Origin of the sequence: Paraburkholderia sediminicola (assembly GCF_046030555.1) — a bacterium.
GTDB classification, from domain to species: Bacteria; Pseudomonadota; Gammaproteobacteria; order Burkholderiales; family Burkholderiaceae; genus Paraburkholderia; species Paraburkholderia sediminicola_E.
In genome coordinates, this window is the sequence record NZ_JAQQCH010000002.1 from 185,846 (window position 1) to 209,974 (window position 24,129).

At 61.4% G+C, this 24,129-nt stretch carries 17 protein-coding genes; 8 read left to right on the top strand and 9 right to left on the bottom strand.

Annotation, left to right across the window (positions count from 1 at the left end; translation table 11 throughout):
- The first annotated feature begins 134 nt into the window (after positions 1-134).
- The 5 genes from oxlT (at position 135) to PQQ52_RS04080 (ending at position 7,002) form a co-directional block, all read left to right on the top strand.
- Positions 135-1,466 (top strand): oxalate/formate MFS antiporter, encoded by a 1,332-nt coding sequence (gene oxlT, locus PQQ52_RS04060; RefSeq protein WP_408207091.1) that lies wholly within the window; start codon positions 135-137, stop codon positions 1,464-1,466.
- Positions 1,467-1,531: 65 nt separating this feature from the next.
- Positions 1,532-3,274: an oxalyl-CoA decarboxylase gene (oxc, locus tag PQQ52_RS04065; RefSeq protein ID WP_408207093.1), complete on the top strand. Its 1,743-nt coding sequence runs from the start codon at positions 1,532-1,534 to the stop codon at positions 3,272-3,274.
- A 26-nt stretch (positions 3,275-3,300) separates the two neighbouring features.
- On the top strand, positions 3,301-4,551 hold the full coding sequence (gene frc / locus PQQ52_RS04070; protein ID WP_408207095.1) for a formyl-CoA transferase: 1,251 nt from the start codon (positions 3,301-3,303) through the stop codon (positions 4,549-4,551).
- Positions 4,552-4,659: 108 nt separating this feature from the next.
- A complete protein-coding gene (locus PQQ52_RS04075) occupies positions 4,660-5,100 on the top strand; it encodes a PAS domain-containing protein (RefSeq protein ID WP_408207097.1) in 441 nt (146 codons plus the stop codon).
- 249 nt (positions 5,101-5,349) lie between these two features.
- Positions 5,350-7,002, top strand: coding sequence for an alkaline phosphatase family protein (locus tag PQQ52_RS04080; RefSeq protein ID WP_408207099.1), 1,653 nt, complete (start codon positions 5,350-5,352; stop codon positions 7,000-7,002).
- 50 nt (positions 7,003-7,052) lie between these two features.
- On the opposite strand, the gene PQQ52_RS04085 is transcribed toward PQQ52_RS04080, so the two are convergent.
- The gene (locus PQQ52_RS04085) at positions 7,053-7,661 is read right to left on the bottom strand and encodes a TetR/AcrR family transcriptional regulator (RefSeq protein ID WP_408207101.1); all 609 of its coding nucleotides are present in this window, start codon (positions 7,659-7,661) and stop codon (positions 7,053-7,055) included.
- Between the two features lie 135 nt (positions 7,662-7,796).
- Here PQQ52_RS04085 and PQQ52_RS04090 point away from each other — a divergent pair, with 135 nt between their 5' ends.
- Positions 7,797-8,861 (top strand): saccharopine dehydrogenase family protein, encoded by a 1,065-nt coding sequence (locus PQQ52_RS04090; RefSeq protein WP_408207103.1) that lies wholly within the window; start codon positions 7,797-7,799, stop codon positions 8,859-8,861.
- 61 nt (positions 8,862-8,922) lie between these two features.
- On the opposite strand, the gene PQQ52_RS04095 is transcribed toward PQQ52_RS04090, so the two are convergent.
- Positions 8,923-9,360 (bottom strand): MerR family transcriptional regulator, encoded by a 438-nt coding sequence (locus PQQ52_RS04095; protein ID WP_408207105.1) that lies wholly within the window; start codon positions 9,358-9,360, stop codon positions 8,923-8,925.
- Positions 9,361-9,430: 70 nt separating this feature from the next.
- Here PQQ52_RS04095 and PQQ52_RS04100 point away from each other — a divergent pair, with 70 nt between their 5' ends.
- On the top strand, positions 9,431-10,666 hold the full coding sequence (locus PQQ52_RS04100; RefSeq protein WP_408207107.1) for an NADH:flavin oxidoreductase/NADH oxidase family protein: 1,236 nt from the start codon (positions 9,431-9,433) through the stop codon (positions 10,664-10,666).
- A gap of 40 nt (positions 10,667-10,706) precedes the next feature.
- On the opposite strand, the gene PQQ52_RS04105 is transcribed toward PQQ52_RS04100, so the two are convergent.
- The 4 genes from PQQ52_RS04105 to PQQ52_RS04120 form a co-directional block, all read right to left on the bottom strand.
- Positions 10,707-13,760: an efflux RND transporter permease subunit gene (locus PQQ52_RS04105; protein ID WP_408207109.1), complete on the bottom strand. Its 3,054-nt coding sequence runs from the start codon at positions 13,758-13,760 to the stop codon at positions 10,707-10,709.
- Between the two features lie 12 nt (positions 13,761-13,772).
- Positions 13,773-14,924, bottom strand: coding sequence for an efflux RND transporter periplasmic adaptor subunit (locus PQQ52_RS04110; protein ID WP_408207111.1), 1,152 nt, complete (start codon positions 14,922-14,924; stop codon positions 13,773-13,775).
- A gap of 112 nt (positions 14,925-15,036) precedes the next feature.
- Positions 15,037-16,545 carry an efflux transporter outer membrane subunit gene (locus PQQ52_RS04115; RefSeq protein ID WP_408207113.1) on the bottom strand — a complete coding sequence of 503 codons (1,509 nt, stop codon included), beginning with the start codon at positions 16,543-16,545 and terminating at the stop codon, positions 15,037-15,039.
- Between the two features lie 249 nt (positions 16,546-16,794).
- A complete protein-coding gene (locus PQQ52_RS04120; RefSeq protein WP_408207115.1) occupies positions 16,795-18,693 on the bottom strand; it encodes a potassium transporter Kup in 1,899 nt (632 codons plus the stop codon).
- Positions 18,694-18,732: 39 nt separating this feature from the next.
- Between PQQ52_RS04120 and PQQ52_RS04125 the strand changes: the two genes are divergently transcribed.
- The gene (locus PQQ52_RS04125; protein WP_408207117.1) at positions 18,733-18,888 is read left to right on the top strand and encodes a hypothetical protein; all 156 of its coding nucleotides are present in this window, start codon (positions 18,733-18,735) and stop codon (positions 18,886-18,888) included.
- 74 nt (positions 18,889-18,962) lie between these two features.
- Here the strand turns inward: PQQ52_RS04125 and PQQ52_RS04130 are convergent, their stop codons facing one another.
- The 3 genes from PQQ52_RS04130 to PQQ52_RS04140 all read right to left on the bottom strand — a co-directional run bounded on the left by PQQ52_RS04130 (position 18,963) and on the right by PQQ52_RS04140 (position 23,946).
- Positions 18,963-19,817 carry a helix-turn-helix transcriptional regulator gene (locus tag PQQ52_RS04130; RefSeq protein ID WP_408207119.1) on the bottom strand — a complete coding sequence of 285 codons (855 nt, stop codon included), beginning with the start codon at positions 19,815-19,817 and terminating at the stop codon, positions 18,963-18,965.
- A 227-nt stretch (positions 19,818-20,044) separates the two neighbouring features.
- Positions 20,045-23,155, bottom strand: a complete 3,111-nt coding sequence (locus PQQ52_RS04135; protein WP_408207121.1) for a bifunctional diguanylate cyclase/phosphodiesterase — start codon at positions 23,153-23,155, stop codon at positions 20,045-20,047.
- Complete coding sequence (locus PQQ52_RS04140; RefSeq protein ID WP_408207123.1) at positions 23,152-23,946, bottom strand: substrate-binding periplasmic protein; 795 nt, start codon at positions 23,944-23,946, stop codon at positions 23,152-23,154. The genes PQQ52_RS04135 and PQQ52_RS04140 overlap by 4 nt, the downstream gene beginning before the upstream one ends.
- Between the last annotated feature and the right edge of the window lie 183 nt (positions 23,947-24,129).

Below are 24,129 nucleotides of genomic sequence, written 5' to 3' on the forward strand. Positions count from 1 at the left end.
GTTTTCGTTAGTGCAATTCCTTCTGGCCGACCACTGGCGCTTCGTTGCCCGTAGATAAACCGCAATGAAGCGATTCGATCACGTCAGTCCAACGCGCCGCTCGAGCGCGACGGAATTTACAGGAGACGAATGACATGGGACATTCCAACGTATCCCAGAGCGGCGGTACGGCGTTCTGGCATCACCGCTGGGTGCAACTGGCGATTGGCATCGTGTGCATGGGGCTCGTCGCGAATCTGCAGTATGCGTGGACATTGTTCGTCGTACCGATGGACAACGCTCACCACTGGGGCCAGGCGGCGATCCAGACCGCGTTCACCGTCTTCATCGTCACCGAAACCTGGCTCGTGCCCGTTGAGGGCTGGCTCGTCGACAAGTTCGGGCCGCGCCCGGTTGTGATCGGCGGTTCGCTATGCGCGGCGCTCGGCTGGATCATCGATGCGCATGCGAGCAGTCTCGCCGAGCTATACGTCGCGGCAGTGATCGCCGGCATCGGCGCGGGTTGTGTGTATGGCACCTGCGTCGGCACGGCACTCAAATGGTTTCCGGACAAGCGCGGCCTCGCAGCCGGTTTGACCGCGGCAGGTTTCGGCGCCGGCGCGGCGGTCACCGTGATTCCAATCGCCAACATGATCCAGCGCTCGGGCTACGCGCACACGTTCATGTTCTTCGGCATTTTTCAGGGCGTCTGCATTCTGCTGCTCGCCACCATGCTGATACGGCCGAAGCCGCCCGCAACCGCGGTCGCGGCTAAACGCGTGGTTGCCAGCAAGATCGACTACACGCCCGGCGAGATGATTCGTTCGCCGCTCTTCTGGGTGCTGTATCTGATGTTCGTGTTCGTCGCGGCCGGCGGCATCATTGCGACGGCGCAGCTTGGGCCCATCGCGAAGGAATACGGCTTTGCCAAACTGCCGGTGAGTCTGCTGGGCATCACGCTGCCGCTGCTCACGATGACGCTGTCGATCGACAACCTGTGCAACGGCTTCACGCGTCCATTGTGCGGTTTTCTGTCGGACCGCATTGGCCGCGAAAACACGATGTTCATGATCTTTCTCGGCGAAGGCGTCGCGCTGCTGGGACTCATGCAGTTCGGCCACAACCCCTACGCATTCATGTTCTTCGCCGCCGCCGTGTTCCTGTGCTGGGGCGAAATCTTTTCGATCTTCCCGGCGACTTGCGCGGACACGTTCGGCAGCAAATACGCCGCCGCCAATGCGGGGACGCTTTATACCGCGAAGGGTACCGCGTCGATGCTGGTGCCGATCGCATCAGTGCTGTCGGCGAACGGTGGGTGGAGCACGGTGTTCATCTCGGCTGCGGTGGTGTCGATCGCGGCAGCCGTGTCCGCGAAATTCATCCTCGCACCCATGAGAAAGCGCTGGATCGAGAACTCGGGCGCGCCGGCTGACGTGGTCATCGCCGAGGCGCGGCTGCGGCCGTCGTCCGGCGCCCCATCTGAATGAATGACAACGCGAGCGCGCAGCTCGCGATAAACCCCATAAACGTCCCGCGACCAAGGAGAGACATCATGGCAGAAGCCGACAGCCCTGCAGCAGAAAATACCCTGAAGCAACAGGCAACCGAGACGACCGACGGATTCCATCTCGTCATCGACGCGCTGAAACTGAACGACATCAACACCATCTTTGGACTGGTCGGTATTCCGATCACCGACCTCGCGCGGCTTGCACAAGCGGAAGGGATGCGTTTCATCGGCTTTCGTCACGAACAGCACGCGGGCAATGCAGCGGCCATCTCCGGCTTCATGACGCAGAAGCCAGGCATCTGCCTGACGGTGTCGGCGCCGGGCTTTCTGAACGGCCTGACCGCGCTCGCCAACGCGACCACCAACTGCTTCCCGATGATCCTGATCAGCGGTTCGAGCGAACGCGAAATCGTCGATCTGCAGCAGGGCGATTACGAAGAGATGGATCAGTTGAATGCGGCCAGGCCGTACGCCAAAGCCGCGTATCGCGTGCTGCATGCGGAAGACATCGGCATCGGCGTGGCGCGTGCGATCCGTGCCGCAGTGTCGGGCCGCCCGGGTGGCGTGTATCTGGATCTGCCGGCCAAGCTGCTCGCGCAAACGCTGGACGCCGTGAAGGCGCAACAGTCGCTGGTCAAAGTGGTCGATGCCGCGCCGCGTCAGTTGCCGGCGCCGGAATCGGTCAAGCGTGCGATCGATGTGCTGAAGAGTGCGAAGCGTCCGCTGATCCTGCTCGGCAAGGGCGCGGCGTACGCGCAGGCTGACGCCGAGATTCGCGCGTTCGTCGAACAAAGCGGCGTTCCGTATCTGCCGATGTCGATGGCCAAGGGTCTGTTGCCCGATACGCACGAGCAATCGGCGTCGGCGGCGCGCTCGTTCGTGCTGCAGGAAGCCGATGTTGTCGTGCTGATCGGCGCGCGTCTGAACTGGCTGCTCTCGCATGGCAAGGGCAAAACGTGGGGCGCAGAGCCGAAAAAATTCGTCCAGGTCGATATTTCGCCGACCGAGATCGACAGCAACGTCGCGATTGCGGCGCCGGTGATCGGCGATATCGGCTCGTGCGTGGCGGCGTTGCGCGCGGGCCTCGACACGAGCTACGCGAAGCCGAGCGCCGAGTGGACCGGTGCGATCGCCGAGCGCAAGAGCAAGAACCTCGCAAAGATGGCCGCCACGCTCGACAAGAATCCGTCACCGATGAATTTCCACAGTGCGTTGCGCGCAATCCGCGATGTGCTGAAGACGCGTCCGGACATCAACGTCGTCAACGAAGGCGCGAACACGCTCGACTACGCGCGCAGCATCATCGATATGGTTGAGCCGCGCAAACGCTTCGATTCGGGCACGTGGGGAATCATGGGCATCGGCATGGGCTTCGCGATCGGCGCGGCGGTGACGAGCGGCAAACCGGTTGTTGCGATCGAAGGTGACAGCGCGTTCGGTTTCAGCGGCATGGAACTCGAAACGATCTGCCGCTACGACTTGCCGGTTTGCACGATCGTATTCAACAACAACGGCGTGTATCGCGGCACCGACGTGAACCCGACAGGCGGCAAGGACGTCGCGCCGACCGTGTTCGTGAAGGGCGCGCGCTACGACAAGATGATCGAGGCATTCGGCGGTGTCGGCCACCACGCGACCACACCGGAAGAACTGACGAAGGCACTGCTCGAAGCGATCGCATCGGGTAAGCCGACCTTGATCAATGCCGTCATCGATGAAGCGGCGGGCACCGAAAGCGGCCGCCTGACCAATCTGAATCCGCAAAGCGCGGCAATGAAAAAGTGATCCAGCGTAACCACGGAGATATCAAAGTGACCAAACCTCTCGAAGGCATCAAGATCATCGACTTCACCCACGTTCAGGCCGGCCCTGCGTGCACCCAGTTGCTCGCCTGGTTCGGCGCCGACGTGATCAAGGTTGAAAGACCGGGTTCGGGCGACGTGACGCGCAACCAGTTGCGCGATATCCCCGACGCCGACGCACTGTACTTCACGATGCTCAACAGCAACAAGAAGTCGCTGACGTTGGACACAAAAAAGCCCGAAGGCAAGGAAGTACTCGAAAGACTGATTCGCGAATCAGACGTGCTGGTCGAAAATTTTGGCCCGGGCGCGTTGGACCGGATGGGCTTTTCGTGGGAACGCCTGAACGAACTCAATCCGAAGATGATCGTTGCTTCGGTGAAGGGTTTCAGCGACGGCCATCACTACGACGACCTGAAGGTCTACGAAAACGTCGCGCAATGCGCAGGCGGCGCGGCGTCCACCACCGGCTTCTGGGACGGTCCGCCGACCATCAGCGCCGCGGCACTCGGCGACAGCAACACCGGTATGCATCTGGCGATCGGCATTCTGACCGCACTGATTGGACGCGGCAAAACCGGCAAGGGCCAGAAGGTCGCGGTGTCGATGCAGGACAGTGTACTGAACCTGTGCCGCGTGAAGCTACGTGACCAGCAGCGGCTGGAGCGCGTGGGTTATCTCGAGGAATATCCGCAGTATCCGCACGGCGAATTCAGCGATGTAGTGCCGCGTGGCGGCAACGCGGGCGGCGGCGGTCAGCCGGGCTGGGTGCTCAAGTGCAAGGGCTGGGAAACGGATCCGAACGCATACATCTACTTCACGATCCAGGGCCATGCGTGGGAGCCGATCTGCAAGGCACTCGGCAAACCCGAGTGGATCGATGACCCAGCCTACAAGACTGCTGAAGCACGTCAACCGCATATCTTTGAGATATTCGGCACCATCGAAGGCTGGCTCGCGGACAAGACCAAGTTCGAAGCGGTCGACATCTTGCGCAAGTTCGACATTCCGTGCGCGCCGGTGCTGACGATGAAGGAGCTCGCCAATGATCCGTCGTTGCGCGCGAGCGGCACGATCGTCGAAGTGCCGCACAAGAAACGCGGCACGTATCTGACGGTCGGCAGTCCGATCAAATTCTCGGATATGAAGCCGGAAGTCACCGCGTCGCCGTTGCTCGGCGAACACACGGACGAAGTACTGGCGAGCCTTGGCTACAGCAAGCAGGATATCTTCAACCTACGCGAAGTCAGAGCGGTTTAACGGTGTCGCGCCGCGGGTCCTTCTGTCTGCTCGGGCCTGCGGATACGGCGTCCTTCGCGGGCGCCGTATTCAATTTAAGGATTTGCATTTTTCATTCGGGGGAGTGCCATGCAAGCAGCCATCGACTTCGAGCAACTCGTCAACGCGATCGGCGACGCGATCATCATCTCCGATGCCAGCGGGAGCATCACATTGTGGAACCCTGCTGCCGAGCGCATGTTCGGCTTTACGCAAAGTGAGGCACTGGGAAAGTCGCTAGATTTGATCATTCCGGAACGTTTGCGCGGCCGCCATTGGGACGGCTATCACAAGACCATGGCAACAGGCGAAACCCGTTATGGCAACGACGTGCTGCGTGTCCCCGCCGCGCACAAGGACGGGCGATCACTATCGATTGCCTTTACGGTTGCGTTACTCCATTCGCCGCAGAACGAACTCACCGGCATCGTCGCAGTGATCCGCGACGAAACCAGCCGCTTCCAGGAAGATCGCTTGCTGCGCAAGCGTCTTGCGGAACTGGAAACGGCATCGCACCACGCAACTCTATGATCGGTGCTCGAAAGAGATTATTGCGGGTCAGATAGAATCAGTTTGCTCATGGCGGATTGAGCGGCTCGTCGAGAGGCGCGCATCATCTGCAATCTGGCGAGTTGTTCAGCCTGCAGATTCAAGGTTAGCGGTTACGAAGATCCGTGTAATAAAATGTAATTGAAAGTCTAAATTCATCGCTTCGACGTAATTTGTCTGCAAATTGCACCTCGTTCGCACGATTTCCCCCAACGAGCAAATGAGGTAACGATGAAAACGACACGGAGATGGTCTGCAGGTGTGGCGGCGCTTGGCGCAAGTGCGCTCGCTTTAGGTGGTGCACTCGCGCCTGCACAGGCGAGTGAGACGGAGGGTGTCAAACATGTCTTGCTCATCAGCTTCGACGGCTTGCATGAGCAGGATGTAGCGCGTTGCATAGCCGGCAATGCCTGTCCGAATCTCGCGCTTCTCGCGAAATCGGGCATCACGTACGCGAACGCGTTTACGCCCGGACTTTCCGATTCGTTCCCGGGCCTCACAGCACTCGTAACGGGCGGCTCGCCTAAATCCGCCGGCCTTTTCTATGACGTTTCATATGACCGCACGCTCTACGCGCCTAACGACTCGGGTTGCGTCGGCAAGCAGGGCTGGAACGTCGTATTCGACGAAACCACCGGCAAGGACGGCGAAAACGGCGGTCCACTGGTGCACCTCGACGGCGGCGGCGCGTTCAATCCGCAGGCCATTCCGCGTGCGCGCGTCGGCGCGAAGTGCGTGCCCGTCTACCCGCACGACTACGTGAAGACGAATACGGTCTTCGAGGTCGTCAAGGAGAACATGCCCAATTCGTACACCGCGTGGGCCGACAAGCACGCGTGGGGTTACGACTGGCTGAACGGCCCGTCGGGCCGCGGCGTGGACGATCTTGCGCGCACCGAGATCAATTCGATCGACCCCGCTACCAGAACGTACTACCTCGACACGTATACGCATACCGAGAAGTTCGATGATTATCACGTGCAGGCGCTCATCAACGAGATCGGCGGCAAGGACTCCACCGGCACGCGCGACGAACCGGTGCCGACGCTCTTCGGCACCAACTTCCAGACGCTGAGCGTGGCGCAGAAAGCCACCGTGGCGACGGGCGGCGGCTATCTCGACGCCGACTTCACGCCGGGTCCGCAAGTGACGGGCGCAATCAGCTATCTCGACAATGCGCTCGGCCGCGTCGTGGCCGCGCTCCAGCAGCAGAACCTCTACTCGTCCACGCTCATCATCGTGACCGCCAAGCACGGCCAGTCGCCCACCGATCACACGAAACTCGTGAAGAACGGTGACACGCTCACGAAGTTGCTCGAAGCGAACAACTATCTGGATCCGAACGGCAACTTCGGCCAGAACAACACGAAGAGCGGCAACCTGAACGACGGCACGGGTCTCGTCAACACAGGCTTGGTGCAGACCGACGACGTCGGCCTCATCTGGCTGCGCGATCAATCGCAGCGCGACGCGGTGGTCACGACGCTCAAGAAGAATCTCTCGTGCAACGCGCCTGGGATCTGCGCGGACGGCCCGCAAGCGTATATCCTCTACGGCCCCTCACTGGTGAACCGCTTCGGCGATCCGGCGCAAGGCCGCACGCCCGATATCATCGTGCAGCCGAACCCCGGCGTGATCTACACGTCGAGCACGGCGAAAGATGAAGAGCACGGCGGCAATGCGCCCGACGACAGCCATCTCGGCCTCGTCGTTTCGTATGCTGGGCTGCACCACCCCGGCCGCAGGATCGATGAGCGCGTCACGACCACGCAGGTCGCGCCCACCATCCTGAAGGCGTTCGATCTTGATCCGCATCTGCTGCATTCCGTTGCCCTGGAAGGCACGCGCGCGCTGCCGGGTCTCGGCTTGAGAAGCGGCGAGTAACGCACGTAGCAGCTTGGGCCGGCATTCTGCACGAAGCGCCGGCCCACGCATCAGGATGCGCCGGTCACTTTCCTCGTTTTCTTCGGAATCAGTAGCTGCGCCAATTCCTGCAGGAACCGTACGGGTCCCTCTGCGTGCAGCGCGTGCCCGCTGCTGAGTGCGCCGTCAATGACTGTTCCCAGCCGTAAAGCAAAAGTCTCCGGCTCATCGACGCGCAAGGCTCGCGCAAGATCCGCGAGCCGCCGCCGCAGTTCCCGCTTATGCGCCACCGCGACCTTGCGGGCGGGGTGATTGTCGTCCGCATATTCCGCGGCGATGTTGATCTGCGGGCAGCCGCGATAACCCGGACGCGCAATGCGTTCGCCAATCCATTGAAGTTGCGCGTTCAGTTCCTCACGCGGCGCGCCCTTATGCTGGGCGGCAACCGTATCCCAATGCCGCCAGAAGTCTTCGTCTTCGAGAAGAAGAAAGGCTTCGATCAGGTCATCTTTCGTTCCGAAATGACGATAAAGGCTCGTCTTGGCGACACCCGCCTGCGCCACGATAAGGTCGACGCCAACAGCACGCGTGCCTTCCCGATAGAAAAGCTCGCTGGCGGTCCGCAGAATGCGCTCACGCGTATCAGGCACGGGTTCGCGCGTGTGTTCTCCCTTCTTCATTCAGGTCAACCTTGAAAGATTTGTCATGCCGAAACTCTTTTTTCGATCATAGCACTGGAGGATTGACAGCGCTACAGATCTGTATTATAAAACAGACAGGTCTGTATCGCTATCAACCATGTACCGGAGTCAACAATGAGCGACCGAAAGACTGTTGCGGTTTACGGGGCCACTGGCCACACGGGAAGTTTTGTTGTGGCGGAATTGAAGCGGCGTGGTATCGGTGTTGTCCGGATAGGGCGAGATGCAGCGCGCCTGAGGGAAGGCGATGCCGGTGACTCGACGCCATGGCGCGTCGCTGCCATCGAGGACCCTGCGCAACTCGACGCGGCGATCCGTGGCGCGGACGCCGTCATTAACTGCGCCGGACCTTTTCTCGATACCGCGCTGCCAGTCGTTGACGCCGCGTTGCGCGCCGGGATTCCTTATCTCGATCTCGCGGCCGAACAGCCCGCGCTCCAGATGCTGGTCGATCAACGCGATACGAGCGCACGCGACGCGGGAGTGGCGCTCATACCTGCTGCGGCGTTCTATGGCGGACTCGCCGATTTGCTGGTGACGGCGGCTGCAGATCAGGATAAGCCGCTCGACAGGGTTGATATCGCCATCGGGCTCGACAGTTGGCATCCGACGCCCGGAACGCGCCTGACCGGCGAACGCAATCGGGCGAGACGGCTCATCCAGGCGGAGGGGAGACTGGCGCCTGTTCCGCAGCCAGCGCCCGAAGGCGTGTGGTCTTTTCCGGCGCCGCTCGGCACCATGGAGGTGGTGATGCTCCCCTTTACGGAGGTTCTCACCGTCTCGCGTCATCTGCGCATCGACACGGTCGAGTCCTGGCTCGCGCTCTCGGCTCTGCGCGACATTCGTGATCCCAATACGCCGACACCCCGGCCGCACGATGAGCAGGGACGATCGGCTCAGCAATTCATTGTGGACGTCGTGATCGAACAGAACGGGACGACGCGCCGTATTACGGCAACGGGACGCGATATCTATGCGGTCAGTGCACCGATCATCGTGGAGGCAACTGAGCGATTGCTGAGCGGCAAGGCCGGGCCGCGAGGGGGTGTCTTAAGTCTTGGAGAAATTTTTGATGCCAGGGATTTTCTCGCCGCGCTCGATACGGTGACGGTTTCGTACGACGCCGTATCCAGCCCGATATTGACGAGGAGAGACGAGCAAGAGCGGAACGTTGAGTAATACGAACTGCTGTCCCTGTATCACGTGCGCATATCCCTATCTCGGATAGCTTTGCCAAGGGCTATTGCGCGCGACGTTTTGATCGGCCTGACGGCTCCGGCTGTTCTGCCAGGAGGCGGCTGGCCAACTCAAAGCCGTCGACGCAATCTCCTGCCGCCCAGGTTTCGGCGAGTGTGGTGCGAAGCGTGCGTAGCGTCTTTCGCTGCGCACGCAGGGCGGTCATGAGCTGTTCGATCTCGTCGAGCCGCGTGTCGAGTTGGCGCAGCAAATCATCTTTCGGATAAGTCTCGTGACTGGCGAATGCCTCGCGCAGTTTGTCGAGCGGGAAGCCCAGATTCTGCGCCAACTGCACCATACGCAGGCGCCCAACGGCCATCTCAGAGTAGACGCGATATCCGTTAGGACTGCGCTCCGGCGCGGGTAGCAAGCCGCTCTGCTCATAAAAGCGGATGGCGGACGGCGCGAGGTCGGTTTTTTCCGCGAGTTCGCCGATTCTCATAGCGCTTGACCTTCAAGTTGACTTTAATCTTAGTATAGCGGCATCGTCCATCTCGCACACTGACTTTGCCATGACTACATCGCTGTTTACACCCGTGCAGTTGCCCAACGGCACCTGGCTGCCCAACCGTCTGGCCAAAGCGGCGATGGAAGAAAACCTTGCCGACGCGGGGCAACTGCCTGGCGAGACCATCCATCGCCTATACCGCTCGTGGGCGGAAGGTGGCGCGGGTCTCATCGTCACGGGCAACGTGATGATCGACGGTCGGGCTTTGACCGGGCCTGGCGGGATTGTGCTTGAGGCCAATACGCCCCTTGCACCGTTCATGCAGTGGTCGCAGGCGGCACGCAGCAACGGCGCCCAGGTGTGGATGCAGATCAATCATCCGGGCCGGCAGGTGCTGGCGGCGATGGGCGGCAACGCGTGGGCGCCCTCGGCTGTCCCGATGGCGCTCGGCAAACACAGCAAGCTGTTCGCGCAGCCGAGCGCGATGAGCGAAGACGAGATCAGCGAGACCATCGGCCGTTTTGCGGCGACGGCACACGCTGCCGAACAGGCGGGGTTCACAGGCGTGGAAATTCACGCCGCACATGGTTATCTGATCTCGCAGTTCCTTTCGCCACTGACCAATCACCGCGCCGACCGTTGGGGCGGCAATCTCGCCAACCGTGCCCGCCCGCTGCTGGAAGTGGTGCGCGCGGTACGCGCAATGGTCTCACCGGGTTTTTGCGTGGCCGTCAAACTGAACTCCGCTGACTTTCAGCGCGGTGGGTTTTCGGAAGACGATGCGCGGCAAGTCGTGCTGTGGCTCAATGACCTGCCGGTCGATCTGGTCGAGCTATCCGGGGGCAGCTATGAAAGCCCCGCGATGCAGGGTGATACCGCTGACGGGCGCACCCTTGCGCGCGAAGCCTATTTCCTCGAATTCGCCAGAGATCTGGCCGGCGTCGCCGCGATGCCTGTCATGACCACCGGCGGCATCCGGCGCCGCGCTGTGGCTGAACAGGTGCTGAACAGTGGCGTCGCAGTCGTCGGCATGGCCACGGCGCTCGCTGTGATGCCCGATCTGCCCGCACGCTGGCGGGCAGGTGCTGATCTGGCGGCGCACATTCAGCCGATTGAATGGCGCGACCGGGCACTCACGGGGCTCGCCCGCATGGCACTCGTCAAACGCCATTTACGTGCTCTCGGTGCGGGACGGTCGGCACCTGCCCGGTATTCCGCGGTCCTGACCTTGATCCTCGATCAATTGCGCGCGCGTCGGCTGACGCGGCGTTATCGGCAATGGAAGCAGGCGCAGGCGTGAAGCGGCGGATGTGTGACCAGGAACCTGGCGAAACACAGCGCTAACTCGCCTTCGCCGCTGCAGCGTCCTGATGATGATCGGCGGCGAGGAACATATACATCGCCGGCACCACGAACAACGTAAAGAGTGTGCCGATCGAGAGCCCCGTGAAGATCACGAGCCCCATCGCATTGCGGCCCGCCGCGCCCGCGCCCGAGGCGATCACGAGCGGCAGGACGCCGAGCACCATGGCCGCTGTTGTCATCAGAATCGGGCGCAGCCGCACGCCCGCCGCTTCTTCCAGGGCCTCGCGCTTCGATTTTCCGGCGTGTTGCAATTCGTTGGCGAACTGGACGATCAGGATGCCGTGCTTGCTGACGAGCCCCATCAGCGTGACGAGTCCGACTTGCGTGTAGATGTTCAGCGTCGTCAAGCCGACGTTGATGAAGATGAGCGCGCCGAAGAGCGCCATCGGTACTGAAACCAGGATCACGATCGGGTCACGGAAACTTTCGAACTGCGCCGCGAGCGCGAGGAATACGATGATCGTCGCGAACAGCAGCGTGATGACGAAACCACCGGACTCCTGTACGAATTGTCGCGATTGCCCCGAGTAATCCGCCGAATAACCTGCTGGTGCGGCCTGGGCGGTTGCCTTGCGCAGAAAATCGAGCACCTCGCCTTGTGACACGCCTGGCACGGTCACGCCCGAGATCGTCGCCGAGTTGAGTTGCTGGAAGTGGTTGATCGATTCCGGCACGACGTTGTGTTCGAGATGCGCAACCGTCGAAGCCGGAATGACACTGCCGTCCGGCGTGCGCAGGTAGTAATCGAGCACCTGCGAAGGATTCAGGCGGTCGGTCTGCAACACCTGCGGAATCACCTTGTACGAGCGCCCGGCGATCGAGAAGTAGTTGACATAGCCGCCCCCGAGCGCCGAACCGAGTGCTTGCCCGACGTCGCTCTGCGAGAGGCCGAGCGAGGCGACCTTGTCGCGGTCGACAATGAGCGTGGCTTCCGGCTTGTCGAGCTTGAGATCGCTGTCGACGAAGAAAAACATCCCGCTCGCGCGGGCTTTCTGCAGGACTGCCTGCGATACTTCGTTGAGGTTCTCGAAGGGTTCGGTCGTGCTGATGACGAACTGCACCGGCAAACCTTGCGAGCCCGGCAGCGGCGGAAACTGGAATGCCGCGACGCGAGCACCGGCGATCTCATTCCATTTCTGCTGCAATTCCTGCTGCAAAGCGGTCGCGCCCTTGCTGCGCTGGTCCCATGTCTTGAACAGCACCCCGCCGATCCCCTGGTTGAGCGTCGGCGCACCGGTGAGCTGGAACATCTGCGAGTATTCAGGCAACGCCTTGGAGATGTTGAACACCTGGTCTGCGTAGGTCTGCATCTGCTGGATCGTCGCGTTCGGCGGCCCCTGGATCTGCGACAGGACGATCCCCTGATCCTCCTGCGGCGCGAGCTCCGATTTCGACGTCATGAACAGGTAGACCATGCCGGCGAGCAGCAGCGCGCCCATCAGGATGAACACGGGCCAGGTGTCGAGCGTCGCGTGCAACAGACGGCCGTAGCTACGATGAACACGATCGAACTGGCGGTCGATGAAGCGCGCGAAGCGCCCCGACTCCTGGTCCGCACGAAAGAAGCGCGAGCACATCATCGGCGACAACGTCAGCGCGATCACACCGGACACCGTCACCGCGCCGGCGAGCGAGAAGGCGAACTCGGTGAAGAGGGCACCCGTCAGGCCGCCCTGAAAACCGATTGGCGCATACACCGCGACGAGCACGACGGTCATCGCGAGGATCGGTCCGCCGAGTTCCCGTGCGGCGATCAGCGCGGCGTCGAGTGGCGCCTTGCCTTCTTCCTTCATATGACGATCGACGTTTTCGACGACGATGATGGCGTCGTCCACGACGAGCCCGATCGCGAGCACGAGCGCGAGCAGCGTCAGCAGATTGATCGAATAGCCAAGCAACTGCATCACGAAGAACGTGCCGATGAGCGACAGCGGCATGGCGATCAGCGGCACGATGACCGCGCGGAAACTGCCGAGGAACAGGAAAATCACCACGGTGACGATCAGCAGCGACTCGACCAGCGTCTTGATGACCTCGACGATTGCCGTGTTGACGAAATCGGTCGCGTCATAAACGATATCGCCCGTCATGCCGGTCGGAAACTGCTTCTGCAGCCCGGGAAAGACGGCTTTTACGCGCTTGGCCACGTCGAGGATGTTGGCATCCGGGGCGACCTTGATGCCGATGAACACTGAACGCTTGCCGCTGAACGCGACGTTGAAGTCGTAGCTGTCGGCGCCGAGCACGACGTTCGCCACGTCTTCAAGGCGCACGATCGCGCCGTTCTTCTGTTTGACGACGAGTTGCTTGAAGTCGTCGACGGTATGCAGGTCGGTGCCCGCGTTCAGGTCGACGCTGACCATTTGCCCCTTCGTGGTGCCGAGCGTCGCGAGGTAGTTGTTGTTGCCGAGCGCCGTGAAGACGTCGGTTGCCGTCACGCCGTGCGCGGCGAGCCGCGTTGAATCGAGCCATGCGCGCAACGCGAACTGCCGGCCGCCGAGGATTTCGGCTGTCTGCACGCCTTCGATCGAATCGAGCTTGGGCTTGATGACACGCAGCAGGTAATCCGTGACGTTGTTGCTCGGCAGCACGTCGCTGTAAAAACCCATGTACATGGCGTCGGTGGTCTGCCCGGTCTGGACTGTCAGCACCGGCTGCTGCGCCTGCGGCGGCAACTGGTTGCGCACGGAGCCGATCTGCGTATTGATCTCGGTGAGTGCGCGGTTCGCATCGTAATTCAGGCGCAGTGTTGCGGTAATGGTCGACACGCCGGTGCTGCTCGTCGACGACATGTAGTCGATGCCCTGCGCCTGGGCGATCGCGGCCTCGAGCGGCTGCGTGATGAACCCGGCGATGGTGTCGGCGTTCGCGCCATAGTAAGCCGTGCTGATCGTCACGACGGCGTTTTCGGTCTGCGGATACTGGCTGACTTTCAGGGCGGCCAGCGAGCGCAATCCGAGCACGAGAATCAGCAGGCTGACGACCGAGGCAAGCACGGGCCGCCGGATAAAGAGATCGGTGAATGTCATCGCGCGGTCTCTCTATTGTTCCTGAGGCGTCGGGTTCGGACTGTCTGTTGGCTGCACGCTGTTATTGATGATAAGCGGCGTGCCGTTCTTGAGCTTGAGCTGCCCGCTCGTCACGACCTGCGTGCCGGCTTCGACGCCTTTGAGGATCGCAACCTGATCGCCACGCGTTGGGCCTGGCGTGACGAACACCTGCTGCGCGACGGGCAAGGTCTTGCCCTGTGCGTTGGGTTGCGTGCCCGGCTTGACGATGAACACGGTCGCGCCATAGGGGTTGTAGGTGATGGCCGTTTGCGGCAGCGTCAGGTGGCGCTGTCCGGCGCCCGCGTCGATCTTCACGTTCGCGTACATGCCCGGCAGCAGCTTGCGCTCATGATTGTCCACGCTGGCTTCGATCTGCACGTTGCGCGTGGCGGTGTCGACTTTCGGGCTGACCGACTGGATCTTGCCCACGAACGTTTGCCCGCTGTACGCATTGGTGTCGACCACGATGGTCTGGCCGATCGCGAGCAGGCCGAGTTGCTGCTGAGGCAGGTAGAAATCGGCGTAGATCGGATCGATGGCCTGTAGCGTGACGATCGCATCGCCCGGATTGATGTACTGCCCCGGATTGATCGTGGTGATGCCGAGGCGCCCGGCAAACGGTGCGCGGATGGTTTTCTTGTCGACGAGCGCGGCCTGTTGCGCGACTTGTGCCTTCTTGCCCTTCAGGTCGGCGGCGTCCGCGTCGAGCTGCGCCTTGGCGATCGCCTTGATGTCGTACTGCGCCTTGTCGCGCTGGTAGACCGTCTGGGCCAGTTCTGCTGCTGCCTGGAGCGACTGGAGCAGCGCCACGTCGCTGTCGGCATTGAGCCTGACGAGCACCTGTCCGGCTTTCGCTTCCTGTCCCGAGTTGAACGCCACTTCGCGCACGAGGCCCGCGACTTCGGTGGTGACGTCGACGCCGCGCACGGCGCGCAGGCTGCCGACCGCCGCAAGCTGCGGTTGCCACGACTGATAGCTGGCGACGACCGCCGAGACAGTGGCGGGCGGTGCCGAGTTGCCCGCCATGAACTTCGCGATCATGTGCGAGCGGAACAGGTTGAAGCCGACAAGTGCGGCCAGCAGCAGGCCGACACAGATCAGCATGATCACCATCCGCTTTGTCATCGGTTTTCTTTCGGTCATCGTGATGTCCTTGCACGGCATTGGCGCGAGGCGCCGGACGTTGCGTTCCTTAGCGTTCCTGACAGCGCGTGTTGCGAAGAGCAATGAAGCGAGTGTTCCGTTCTGCGATGTGTCAATGCGTTGTTGCGGCAGCGGTGGCCGGCGCAGCGGCGTTCCACCAGCCGCCGCCGAGCGCCTGGAAGAGGGCTGCGGTATCGGCGTAGCGGGAGGCCTGTGCCTGCGCGAGGCTCACCACCGTTTGCTGGTACTGGCGTTGCGCATCGAGAAGCGACAGGTAGCTCACTCCGCCGACGCGATATTGTCCGCGCGTCAGTTCCAACGAATCGTTAGCGGAGTGCCAGGCGTCCGTCTGCGCTTTCAGGCCGGTCGCGTCGTGATCGAGCGCGCGTAGCGAGTCGGCGACGTTCTGGAACGCCAGCAGCACTGTTTCACGATATTGGGCGTCGGCCTGCTCGTACGCCGCCTCGGCCGCGCGCTTCTGTGCGCTCAGTTGCCCGCCGTGGAAGACCGGTTGCAGCAGACCGGCGCCCAGGCTCCAGATCGTGCTGCCGGCCTTGAACACCTGCGCCGGCGTCAGTGCCTCGGCGCCGTAGCTGGCGGACAGCGTGATCTGCGGGTACATCGCCGCGGTCGCCACGCCGATTTGCGCGCTGGCCTGATGCAGTACGGCGTCGGCGGCGAGGATGTCGGGCCGCTGCTGCACCAGTGCCGACGGAAGGCTGACGGGCAGCGTCTCGGGCAACGAAAACATCTCGAGCTTGAATTCGGGCAAGGCGGCGTCGCTGGGCAGTTTGCCGGCCAGCACAGCGAGCTGGTGGCGCACCTGATCGAGTTGCTGTTGCAGCGGCGGCAGCGTTGCGCGGGTTTGCGCCAACAGGGTCTGCTGCGCGAGTACCGCCGTACGGCCCACGCCGCCCAGTTCGAACTGCTTGCCGAGTACGCCCAGTTGCTCGTCTTCTTCCGCGGCGATCCGCTCGGTTGCTTCGATCTGCGCGCGTAGAGACGCTTCCTTGACGGCCGCGGTCACGATGTTGGCTGACATCGCGAGATAGGCGGCCTGCAACTGGAAGCGCTGGTAATCGATTTGCGCGTGCAACGCTTCAAGTTCGCGCCGCGCGCCGCCGAACACGTCGAGCTTGTACGACACGTTGACCGATGCGTTGTAGAGATTGAACTCATCGACCAATCCAGGCTCGCCGAACGCGATGCCGTTTACTTTTTCGCGCGTGGCGCCAAGTTGCGCGTCGACGCTGGGCAGAAGGGAGCCACCGGCTTGCGCCGAGAAGTTTTCGCGCGCCTGCCGCAAAGCAGCTTGCGCCGCGACGATGTTCGGGCTGTTGACGAGGGCCTGACGGATCAGCGTATCGAGCGGCTCGCAATGAAAGAGCGCCCACCAGGCGGCGGGAATGTCCTGTCCCGGCACAAAGCGCTGCGGCGAACCGGCGGCCCCCGGAGAAGAGGCCGTCTGCTCGGGCATTGGCGCGGCGGTGTAGGTGTCGGTAGCGGGCGCGGCGGGCGTGTGGTAGTTCGGGCCGACCATGCAGCCGGCCACTGCGGCGCTGCCGCAAAGCGCGACGCATACGCCCAGCCGCCGGACAATACGCTGGTTAACGTCGATCATCGATCCACCTTATTTCGCCTGCGCTTAGCCTGAGCGAGGGGAGCGGTGGGCCTGTTCAACCCACCCGAGCTTTCGATGTTTCTTTTCCTGACGGCGGAATTTACCACGCGCAACGATAGCTACGCGTTGCACTTGCGCACGAGATCACGTAGTCCATGCGCCTGGCGGCGTTTCAGGCGGCCGCCTGCATTGCAAGGGATTTCCCTGGGTCCGGCGAACCTGGGCGTTTGTCGCAAGTACCGTCAGCGCCTAGATGTTGATTTGACCGCCCATTTCCACCACGCGGTTAGCGGGCAGGCTGTAATACTCGGCAGCCTGCGCCGCGTTTCTTGCAAGAAACGCGAACAGCTTCTCACGCCAGAGCGGCATCGATTTGCTTTCACCGGTCGCCATGATGGTGTCGCGCGCGAGGAAGAACGATGTATCCGCAGGTTCGTATTTCCAGTTCGGCATCTGTTTCTGCGCCAGTTCGAGAATGGCGGGAACGTTCGGAATTTCCATGAAGCCATGGTGAACCGTGACGGCGTAGCATCCGTGCCCGAGGTCGACAACCGCCGCTTTCCGCTCGTCGGGAACATGCGGCACGTTGTCCGTCATGCCAGCAAGGAAGATGTTGGTCTGATGCATGACGCCGTTGTGCTTCAGGTTGTGCAGAAACGCGGATGGCGCCATGTCTATGACGCCACCAGGAAAAACGGCCGTACCGTTTACGCGCGGCGGTGGGTGCCCGCCGTCGCACAGGGAGTGAATCAATGCCACCAGCGGCATATTGTCGGATTTCATCCTGTCGACAACTGTTTCACGTCCCTTATGCCAGGTTGTCATCACGGTAAACAGCACGCCCCCGGCGAGCAGCGGAAACCAGCCGCCTTCAAGTACCTTGCTGACGTTGCTCGAGACGAATACCGCGTCGACGAGGGCGAGAGGCCCGATGACAGCCGCGGTTGCAAGCGGCTTCCAGTTCCACAGACAGTGGGTGATGAAGTACATCAGCAAGGTCGTCAGCAGCATGGTCGATGCCACCGCGATACCGTAAGCCGCCGCCAGATTGTCAGAGGACTTGAAAAACACCACGAGAAAAACCACGGCGGCGTAAAGCGAGACATTGATGAACGGGACATACACCTGCCCGATTTCGTGCGTCGACGTGTGAACGACCGGAATGCGCGGCAGAAAGCCGAGTTGTACGGCCTGCTTGGTCATCGAAAAGGCGCCCGAGATGACAGCCTGCGACGCGATAATCGTGGCCGCCGTGGCGAGCAGGACGAGCGGTACGAGCGCCCAGCCAGGAGCCGACTGGAAAAATGGTTGAGCAATCGCTGAAGGCTTTTCGAGAACCAGCGCAGCCTGACCGAAATAGTTCAGTACCAGGCTCGGGAGCACGAGAAGCAGCCACGCGAGACAGATCGGCTTTTTTCCGAAATGGCCCATATCGGCGTAGAGCGCCTCGCCGCCGGTCAGCGCGAGAAAAACCGAACCCAGCACAACGAATGCGGTGGCCGGCGCGTGAGCGACAAATCTGACGGCATAGAGCGGCGAGACGGCCTGCACAATGGCGGTATGCGTGACGATATGGGATATGCCGAGCACCGCCAGTGTCACGAACCATACGATCATCACCGGCCCGAAAACTTTGCCAACCGCGCCCGTGCCGCGTTTCTGAATTTTGAAAAGTCCGGTGAGGATGACGAGCGAGATGGGGACAATCCATTCGGTCAGATGAGGGTCCACGAGCGTCACGCCTTCCACTGCGGATATCACCGAAATGGCCGGCGTGATCATCGAATCGCCGTAGAACATGGCCGCGCCGAAGACCCCGAGCGTCAATAGAACACGGCGCAACCGCACCGGCGCGATGCCGGATGCAAGTGCGGTGAGCGCGAGAATGCCGCCCTCACCATCGTTGTCCGCACGCATCACGAAGCTGACGTATTTCAGCGTGACGACAATGATGATCGACCACAGAATCAGCGACACAATGCCGAATACGTTGGTTTGGGTGATGCCGCCTGCTGCCTTCAGGCACTCGCGCAGCGTATAGAGCGGGCTGGTTCCGATATCGCCGAACACAACCCCAATGGCGCCGAGCACGAGGCCGGGTGCGGCTTTTTTTGCAGAAGAGGCCGCGCTGAGTGCAGTGGAGGACATAGGTGTTCTAGGTTGAGTATTTCAGCGGAGGCGCGACCTATGGATATTTCCGTAGACGTGCGGCGTATTGATGACAGCAACTTCTTGCGGGCGAGTGATCTGCCGCTATCTCAAGCGCCAGATTCCCCACGCTGCAATGAGCAAAGCCACGCCGAAGCCGCCGCCGAGCAGGATGTAGGTAGCCATCGAAAATGAAATGTAAGCGATATGTGATTGAAAGGAGGATTCCTGAGATTGCCTCGTATGCTACCCACCCTACCTTTCAGAACTCACTGCGCAGCGATTGCCGGCGCTCTCTCGATCAGCGATCTGATCAACTCCTGATCAACCGGTGTCGCAGGGTTGTAGACGATCATCTGAAGATCCGGCCGCCCGTCGATCGCGAAGGACGAGAATTCCAGCGAAATTGGCCCCAGCACGGGGTGGCGCAGGTGCTTGACCCCGTCGCCGTGGGTTTGTACCTCATTGTCCCGCCACATCGCGGCGAACTCGGGACTTGAGCGGCACAGTTCGTCGACGAGCGGCGCCACCTCGGCGTCGGCGCCTGCGCGCGCGGCATCGATCCGGAAGGCGCTCACCACGAAGCGCGCCACGCTTTCCCAATCGAACTGCGCGGCACGGACGCGAGGATCGCTGAAAATCATGCGCAAGATGTTGCGTTTTTCGGGTGGCAGCGTGCCGTAGTCGGTGAGCACGGTCGCGGCGGCGCGGTTCCAGGCTACCACGTCCCACGTCGCAGTCCTGACGATCGCCGGGCTATAGGGCAGCGCATCGAGCAGGCGCTGCAGTCGCGGCGTGATCGCGTCGCCACCGCGATAGTGGACTTCGGGCGGATGGCCGAGGCCGAGCAGGAACACATGTTCGCGCTCGACCTCGGTCAACATGAGTGCCTTGGCGATGCGGTCCAGCACGTCCGCCGACGGATTGCCGCCGCGACCCTGCTCCAGCCAGGTGTACCAGGCCGCGCTGATGTTGGCGCGCTGCGCCACCTCTTCCCGGCGCAGTCCCGCCGTCCGCCGCCGTCCACCGAAAATGCCGAAGGAAGCGGGATCGAGCTTGGTTCGCCGGTTCTTCAGATAGTTGCCGAGCCGGTTGCCGTTCTCGCCGTCATTCACATGGGGCATGCGTAAGCTCCTGGGGCGTATACCTGAATAATGCCACCACTTTAACAGGATGATTTTGTCACGTACATGGATCCCATTCACCTGAACGCGCGCGACGCCGGGCACTCGGACGGGGCTCTGGCTGAAGCCCGGTATAAGCGTCGGCGAGCGACGCCCCGGCCTTCATGTCCGGCGCGAATCGGGTGGGTGATGGGGACGGACGGCGCGTTAAATCTGGCGTGCCGAGATCATTCAGCCACGCACTGGCGCGACTCGAGCTTGCTGAAAAACGCTTCAAAGCCCTCGATGGGAAGCGGGCGGCAGAAATAGTAGCCCTGGTACGCATGACATCCCGCAGCAGCGAGGAAGTCTCGCTGAGCTTCGGTCTCCACACCCTCGGCGATGACCCCCAGGCCGAGACTCTGCGCAAGCGCTACGATGGTCCTGGCAATCACCGCGTCGTTGGGATCGACGAGGACATCACGCACGAACGACCGGTCGATTTTCAACTGATCCAAAGGCAGACGCTTCAAATAGGAAAGCGACGAATACCCGATACCGAAATCGTCCAGTGAGAAGACAACGCCTTTCGCCTTGAGCGCACCCATCTTCTGGATGATGTCCTGCGCGTTGTCCACCAGCACGCTTTCCGTCAGTTCCAGTTTTAACCTGTCCGCTCTTGCGCCTGTCTGGTTAATAGTGGCCAACACCTTGTCCACGAAGTCGGGTTCGCGGAACTGCTGGACGCTGACGTTGACCGCAATCGTGAGATGAGCCATCTCCGGCCGCATTGCCCATTGCGCCAGTTGCGTGCAGGCCGCTTCCAGAACCCAGCCTCCCAGTGCAAGAATCAATCCGGTCTCTTCAGCGAGCGGAATGAAATCGGCGGGCGGCACAATGCCGCGCAAGGGATGTTGCCAACGCACCAGCGCTTCGACGCCCGTGACGCGAGCGCCGTCGACCTGCGCCTGGTAGTGAAGCAGGAATTGATCTTCCTCGATTGCATTGCGTAGTCCCGCCTCAAGCGCAGCCCGCTCCACGACGACCGTCTGCATGTCCGGATCGAAGAAGCACACGGCATTGCGTCCTCTCTCTTTCGACTTGTACATCGCGAGGTCGGCCTGTTTCAGGAGCTCGTCGATGGAGGCCTGCTGCCCCATGAAGACAGTGGCGCCAATGCTCGCGGTGCTGCGGTATTCAATGTCGCCAAGCTGATACGGCATGCCAAGGACAGAGAGAATTTTTTCGCCCTGAGCCTCGGTCTGGCTGGCCGCCTCCTCGCGGTTTTCATGCAAGCTTCCCAGCACCACCACGAACTCGTCTCCGCCCACCCGCGCCACGGTGTCGCTCTCGAGTACGCTGGCCGCCAGACGTTGCGCCGCTTGCTGCAGCAGCAAATCGCCTTTGTCGTGGCCGAGGGTGTCATTCAACGTCTTGAAGTGATCGAGGTCGATGAATAGCAAGGCGCCGCACGCTTCGCTTCGGGCGCTGGAGGTGATCGCCTGCTTCAGCCGATCCAGCAGCAGGGTGCGGTTGGGCAAACGGGTCAGCGCGTCGAAGAAGGCCAACTCCCTGATTTTTTCCTCCGCGATTTTGCGTTCGGTAATGTCGTGATGCGTGCCGACATAGTGACTGACAACACCATCTGCTCTCATTACCGCGGAGATCGTGAGCCACTTGGGATACACCTCGCCATTTTTGCGGCGGTCCCAGATTTCTCCCTGCCATCCGCCAGCCCGGTGGATGGCTTCCCACATTTCGCGGAAAAAAGCGGTGCCGTGGCGGCCTGATTGCAGTATTCGCGGTGTTTGGCCCACGATTTCGCCGGCTGTATAGCCGGTGCATTCGGTGAAAGCCGAGTTCACGCGCAGGATGTTGGCGTTGGCGTCGGTGATCATCATCGGCTCCTGCGAGTCGAAGGCGACGGCAGCGATTCGAAGTTCGGTCTCGACCTGTTTGCGCTCGGTAATGTCGCGCCCGCTGGTGCGAAAGCCAATGAAATCGCCTTTGGCATCGCTGATTGGAACCCACGAAACGGAAAGCCAGACCAGTGAGCCATCCTTGCGAACACAACGAAACTCGAGGTCATCGCCGCGAAAGCCCTGAAGTCCCTTCATAAACTCAGGGGCAACCCGCGAGCGATCGTCCGGATAGATCAGGGTGCCTGCAAAGTCGGGCATGGCCATGCATTCTTCGACCGTATATCCCGTGTATTCCCGCACGGAAGGGTTGATCCAGCGAGGCTTGCCGTCCGGCCCCCACCAGACCTCCCAGTTGACCGTGCAGTCGGCGATCGCGCGGAATTTCTCCTCGTTCTCGCGCAATTCCTGTGTCATCGTGGAGGCGAGCCGCAGCGCGCGGCCGCGACCCGTCATCATGAGCCAGGTGAGCAGCGCGAGCAGCAGGCTAAGACCGATGCCTGCGCTGGCGATCAGCAGTTCAGCGTTGCGGCCGAAACGGGATTTGAAGTCGTCCTGAGCGCTCATCGAAAGCATCCAGTCGTGTCCGCCAATGACCAGATATTCGTTAGCCGAAATGATCGCGGGCGGACGCCGGCCGCCTGTTGCAGGTGTTCTGTGCAGCAGTGCCGCAGGGGACGGTTCAATGCCGTCGTAGATGGCGATGGTGAGTCCCGGTGGCTGATCGCCGTACAGACTTGCGACGACGTCGTGCATGCGGAACGAGGCGTAGACCCAGCCGACCAGGTGCGCCCGGCGTTGCGCGACGCTGTCCTGCGATTGCCCTTGTGCGTAGATTGGCAGGTACATGATGAAACCGGCGCGAGCGTTGGCCTCCGTATCCACCCAAAGACGGACCTTCCCGGAGATGCTTGCCATTCCGGAATCGCGCGCCTTTTCCATGGCGCGCCGCCGCACCGGGTCGGCCCATGCGTCGAGGCCCAGCGACGCGCGATTGAGACCAATATACGGCTCACGCTGGATGACGGGCGCGTAGTTGTCGCGCGAGCCCTGGGGCTCAATGGTGTAGCCGGTCAGACCTTGCTGACGCATGGCGGCCACATGAACATCCTTCTGCGTCGCCGGTACCCATTCGGCGATGCCGATGGCCTGGATGCCGGAGAAGTTCGCGTCGAGATTGAGCGTGCCGACGTAGCTGCGGAATGTGTCACGGTTGATTTCGCCGGTGGCGGCGAACAGGCTCTGCACGCCGCGCAGCAGGAGCTCATAGGTCGCCATACGCTGTTCGACCCGGCTGACAGCGTCGCCCAGCGAGAAGTTGAACTGGGCGAGCAGTTCATGGCGGGCAGCTTGCCGTTCGTGGTCCCAAAGTATCCAGGTAACACTGAGTGAAGCGGACAAGACCATTAACGGGAGCAGGACAAGGCGCGCCCAGCTCACGGTGGCGTCTGGAGGTCGACCATCGAATCAGCGAGGTCGGATTTGAAGTACTTCTCGAAGATGCGCTGGACGGTGCCGTCCGCGCGCATGTCATTCACGAGGGCACGCCACTTTTCCCGCTCGGTTGCCGACAGTGCCCGTTTCGACATGATGAGGCCGTGCGGTACGGCGGGGTCATTGAACTCCACGATGGTTGTCACGTCGCGGATTTTCTTTTCATCGAGCGCGGGATAGTCGAAGGGTTCGATAATCATGCCCTGGATGTGCCGGAGGATCAGTGCCTGATACAGCGGATCGAGGCCGCCTGCCTGGCTGACGCGGTTTTCGGCCGATAGTTTATCGACCAGCCGGTTGGCGGAGTCGCTGTAACGGAAGCTGCGGATGACGCCAAGCTGAAACTGCTTGTTATGCTCGAAATCGGTCAGTTGATGGATGCCGGCATCCTTGCGCACCAGCAAATAATATTTGTTCCGGAAATACCAGGCGAAATCCGCGTATTGATTGCGCTCGTCGTTGGCAATTCCGGACAGGCTGAAATCAAGTGCGCCGGACTCGATCAGTTTCCAGATACGGGCACGCGACATGAGGCTGACCCGGATCTGGCAGCCGCTGCGGCGGATGAGTTCGTCGGCGAAATCTTTGTCGATGCCAGTGTCGGTATCGACGGAATAGAGCAGGCCGTGATCGTGCAAGGCGAGCGTAAATGAACGCGAGCAATCGGGACCGGCCGCCATTGCACTGCCAAGACAGCATAGTGCAAGCAGCAAACCGCCAAGGCCATGTCGAATCACAGTGTCTCCAGCGCGAGAAGGTGGCTTAAATATAACCTTCCATTAACCTGCCGTCCGTCTGGACGGCAGGTTTAGCCCTCCCGTCATCCGGTCGTTCTGTCGTTTGCGGCGAACGAGGCGGGGTGGATTCTTGAATTTCGCATAGCTTACACCTGAGCGCATGAATCATTGAAGACATTCAAT

Excerpts from the sequence above, each read along its gene's own strand:
- PQQ52_RS04100 (WP_408207107.1), top strand. The coding sequence starts at position 9,431 with ATGACTACATCGCTGTTTACACCCGTGCAGTTGCCCAACGGCACCTGG.
- PQQ52_RS04090 (WP_408207103.1), top strand. The coding sequence starts at position 7,797 with ATGAGCGACCGAAAGACTGTTGCGGTTTACGGGGCCACTGGCCACACG.
- PQQ52_RS04125 (WP_408207117.1), top strand. The coding sequence starts at position 18,733 with ATGGATATTTCCGTAGACGTGCGGCGTATTGATGACAGCAACTTCTTG.
- PQQ52_RS04080 (WP_408207099.1), top strand. The coding sequence starts at position 5,350 with ATGAAAACGACACGGAGATGGTCTGCAGGTGTGGCGGCGCTTGGCGCA.
- oxc (WP_408207093.1), top strand. The coding sequence starts at position 1,532 with ATGGCAGAAGCCGACAGCCCTGCAGCAGAAAATACCCTGAAGCAACAG.
- PQQ52_RS04115 (WP_408207113.1), bottom strand. The coding sequence starts at position 16,545 with ATGATCGACGTTAACCAGCGTATTGTCCGGCGGCTGGGCGTATGCGTC.
- PQQ52_RS04075 (WP_408207097.1), top strand. The coding sequence starts at position 4,660 with ATGCAAGCAGCCATCGACTTCGAGCAACTCGTCAACGCGATCGGCGAC.
- PQQ52_RS04130 (WP_408207119.1), bottom strand. The coding sequence starts at position 19,817 with ATGCCCCATGTGAATGACGGCGAGAACGGCAACCGGCTCGGCAACTAT.
- PQQ52_RS04085 (WP_408207101.1), bottom strand. The coding sequence starts at position 7,661 with ATGAAGAAGGGAGAACACACGCGCGAACCCGTGCCTGATACGCGTGAG.
- oxlT (WP_408207091.1), top strand. The coding sequence starts at position 135 with ATGGGACATTCCAACGTATCCCAGAGCGGCGGTACGGCGTTCTGGCAT.
- PQQ52_RS04105 (WP_408207109.1), bottom strand. The coding sequence starts at position 13,760 with ATGACATTCACCGATCTCTTTATCCGGCGGCCCGTGCTTGCCTCGGTC.
- PQQ52_RS04110 (WP_408207111.1), bottom strand. The coding sequence starts at position 14,924 with ATGACCGAAAGAAAACCGATGACAAAGCGGATGGTGATCATGCTGATC.
- PQQ52_RS04120 (WP_408207115.1), bottom strand. The coding sequence starts at position 18,693 with ATGTCCTCCACTGCACTCAGCGCGGCCTCTTCTGCAAAAAAAGCCGCA.
- PQQ52_RS04095 (WP_408207105.1), bottom strand. The coding sequence starts at position 9,360 with ATGAGAATCGGCGAACTCGCGGAAAAAACCGACCTCGCGCCGTCCGCC.